This window comes from Streptomyces sp. NPDC004561, assembly GCF_053602155.1.
This window is the reverse complement of sequence record NZ_JBSGDB010000730.1, coordinates 1-2,990: the sequence shown is the minus strand read 5'-3', so window position 1 is coordinate 2,990 and position 2,990 is coordinate 1. Positions and strand designations below refer to the sequence as shown.

Here is a 2,990-nt window from a genome sequence, read left to right as displayed (position 1 = left end):
GTGGCCCCCCGCGGGGGGGGGCGCCCGGGGGTTTTACCCGGCCGGCGGCCACAGCCCTGCGGGCCCGCAGCACTGGCGTGGGGGGGGCCCTCCAGTGACGTCGTAGCGGGCTTTACGCCTCGTCCCGGCGCAGGGACGGCTTGAGCTCCTTCAGACGGCCCAGCAGGCCGTTCACGAACGAGGGCGACTCGTCCGTGGAGAACTCCTTCGCCAGCTGCACCATCTCGTCCAGGACGACGGCGTCCGGGGTCTCGTCGACCCAGATCAGCTCGTACGCGCCCAGCCGCAGGATGTTGCGGTCGACGACCGGCATCCGGTCGAGCGTCCAGTCGACCGCGTACTGGGCGATCAGCTCGTCGATACGCCTCGCGTGTTCCGCGTAGCCCTCGACCAGCTGCATCGTGTACTCGCTGACCGGCGGCTGCCGGGTGTCGTTCCGGGACAGCCGGATCCAGTCGGCGAGGACCGTCAGGACGTCGGCGCCGCGCTGGTCGCCCTCGAAGAGGATCTGGAAGGCGCGCTTGCGGGCCGTGTTGCGGGCAGCCACGGTTAGCTGTTCACCCGGCCGAGGTAGTCGCTCGTGCGGGTGTCGACCTTGATCTTCTCACCGGTGGTGATGAAGAGCGGGACCTGGATCTGGTGGCCGGTCTCCAGGGTGGCGGGCTTGGTGCCGCCGGTGGAGCGGTCGCCCTGGACGCCCGGCTCGGTCTCGGCGATGACCAGCTCGACGGCCGCCGGCAGCTCGACGAAGAGCACCTCGCCCTCGTGCTGGGCGACGGTGGCCGTGAAGCCCTCGATCAGGAAGTTCGCGGCGTCGCCGACGGCCTTCCGGTCGATGTGCAGCTGGTCGTAGGTCTCCATGTCCATGAAGACGAAGTACTCGCCGTCCATGTACGAGAACTGCATGTCGCGCTTGTCGACAGTGGCGGTCTCGACCTTGACGCCGGCGTTGAAGGTCTTGTCGACCACCTTGCCGGACAGCACGTTCTTCAGCTTGGTGCGCACGAAGGCCGGGCCCTTGCCGGGCTTGACGTGCTGGAACTCGACGACGGACCAGAGCTGGCCGCCTTCGAGCTTGAGCACCAGGCCGTTCTTGAGGTCGTTCGTGGAAGCCACGGTTGCGGAATCTCCTGGACTGACGTACGACCCCGGGTCACGCGCTACAGCGCGAGCAGCTCCTTGGTCGTGATGGTGAGTAGCTCGGGTCCGCCGTCCGCCTCGGGGCGCACGACGAGCGTGTCATCGATCCGGACACCGCCCCGGCCCGGGAGGTGGACCCCCGGTTCGACGGTGACCGGCACGCAAGCGTCCAGTTTACCCATGGCCGCGGGGGCCAACTGCGGGTCCTCGTCGATTTCGAGTCCCACACCGTGTCCGGTCAGCGGTTGCAGGGCCTCGGCGAAGCCCGCCGAGTCCAGCACCTGGCGTGCGGCGCGGTCCACGTCGCAGTAGGCGGCCCCCGGGGCCAGCGCCTCCCGTCCGGCGCGCTGGGCGGAGAAGACCAGGTCGTACAGCTGGATCTGCCAGTCCGCGGGGGAGGTGCCGATGACGAAGGTGCGGCCGATCTCGCAGCGGTAGCCGCGGTAGGTGGCGCCCAGACAGACGGAGAGGAAGTCGCCCTCCTCCACGCGGCGGTCGGTGGGCCGGTGGCCCCGGCGGCCGGAGTGCGGCCCGGTGGCCACGGAGGTGGGGAAGGCCGGGCCGTCGGCGCCGTGGTCGACCAGGCGCCGCTCCAGCTCCAGCGCGAGGTGCCGTTCGGTGCGGCCCACCAGGATGGACTCCAGCAGCTCGCCTAGGGCCTGGTCGGCGATCTCGGCGCCGATGCGCAGGCAGGAGATCTCCTCCTCGTCCTTGACCACCCTGAGCTGCTCGACGGCTCCGCCGACGTCGGTGAGGCGGAGCCCCGGGGCGACGGCGGCGACGGCCCGGTGCCGGCTGACCGTGAGGTGGTGTTCCTCCACGGCCAGGGAGTCCGCGCCCTGGCCCACCGCGAGGCCGGCGGCGGCCGCGGCCGGGTCGCCCGCGGGCGCGGGCAGCACCTGCACCCGCAGGTGCTCGTCCGGCCGGCCCTCGTGGGGGCGGTCGTCGGGCGGGGCGGCGCACACCAGGAGGTCCTCGCCTCTGCCGAGGAGCAGGACGGAGTCCTGCGGGGCCGCGGCGGCGAGGTAGCGCACGTTGGCGGGGCGGGTGACGAGCGCTGCCGCGGTACCGGCCGCGTTGAAGTGGTCCCTCAGCCGGGATCGGCGGTTCGCGTACACCTCTGACATGAGATGAGCGTAGGAGTTTTGTGCCGATTGTGCCGATTGAGAGGGGCCGAGTGGGGTTTGGGAGGGCCGGGTCGCAGCCTTCCGCTCACCAGTTCGGCGGGCTTGCTATCGCCCTTGCCAGGACCTCGTCCAGTACGCGGGCCGTCCCGGGGACATCGAGCTGGGAGTTGTCGACGATGGGCAGGCCCGAGCCGTACCAGCCGGCCATGCGGCCGTGGATGCGGGCCACCTCCTCGTCGGTGAGGCGGCGGTTGCCGGTGCGTTCCGCGTTGCGCTCCAGGACGATGTCGAGGCCGGGCAGGAGGACGACCGGCAGCAGGCCTGGGCCGACGTGGCGCTTCCAGCCGCCGAGGCCGACGACCGGGCGGTCCGGGAAGACGGCGTCGTCCAGGATGCAGGAGATGCCGTTGGCCAGGAAGTTCCGGGCGGCGAAGCCGCAGGTGCGGCGGGCCAGGCGGTACTGGGCCTCGGAGTTGTCGTTCCAGCCGGACTGGGGGTCGGCGAAGCCGGAGCGGACCCACTCGCGCACGTCGTCCAGGCTGATGTGGGCCGTGGGCACGCGGCGGTGGTCGGCCCAGTACTTGGCGACGCTGGTCTTGCCCGCGCCCGCGGGGCCGATCAGCAGGACGGCCAGGGTGGTGGTCGTCGGATCGGGGACGGCGGCCGGGGCCTGGGACGCCATGGGCACGCCGACGGGTCCGCCGGGGGGCAGGGGCACATGAC

The 2,990-nt window shown here is 71.6% G+C and carries 4 protein-coding genes; all 4 read right to left on the bottom strand.

What is annotated here, in order from left to right:
• Positions 1-112: 112 nt before the first annotated feature.
• Complete coding sequence (gene nusB, locus ACWEN3_RS44380; protein ID WP_452983802.1) at positions 113-547, bottom strand: transcription antitermination factor NusB; 435 nt, start codon at positions 545-547, stop codon at positions 113-115.
• Between the two features lie 2 nt (positions 548-549).
• Positions 550-1,116 carry an elongation factor P gene (gene efp, locus ACWEN3_RS44375; protein WP_189264622.1) on the bottom strand — a complete coding sequence of 189 codons (567 nt, stop codon included), beginning with the start codon at positions 1,114-1,116 and terminating at the stop codon, positions 550-552.
• A 44-nt stretch (positions 1,117-1,160) separates the two neighbouring features.
• The gene (locus ACWEN3_RS44370) at positions 1,161-2,267 is read right to left on the bottom strand and encodes an aminopeptidase P family protein (protein WP_452983799.1); all 1,107 of its coding nucleotides are present in this window, start codon (positions 2,265-2,267) and stop codon (positions 1,161-1,163) included.
• Positions 2,268-2,352: 85 nt separating this feature from the next.
• On the bottom strand, positions 2,353-2,990 hold a 638-nt coding region (locus ACWEN3_RS44365; protein WP_452983797.1), incomplete at its 5' end, for an AAA family ATPase.

Bases quoted from the DNA above. Each gene is read 5' to 3' on its own strand.
- ACWEN3_RS44370 (WP_452983799.1), bottom strand. From the start codon at position 2,267: ATGTCAGAGGTGTACGCGAACCGCCGATCCCGGCTGAGGGACCACTTC.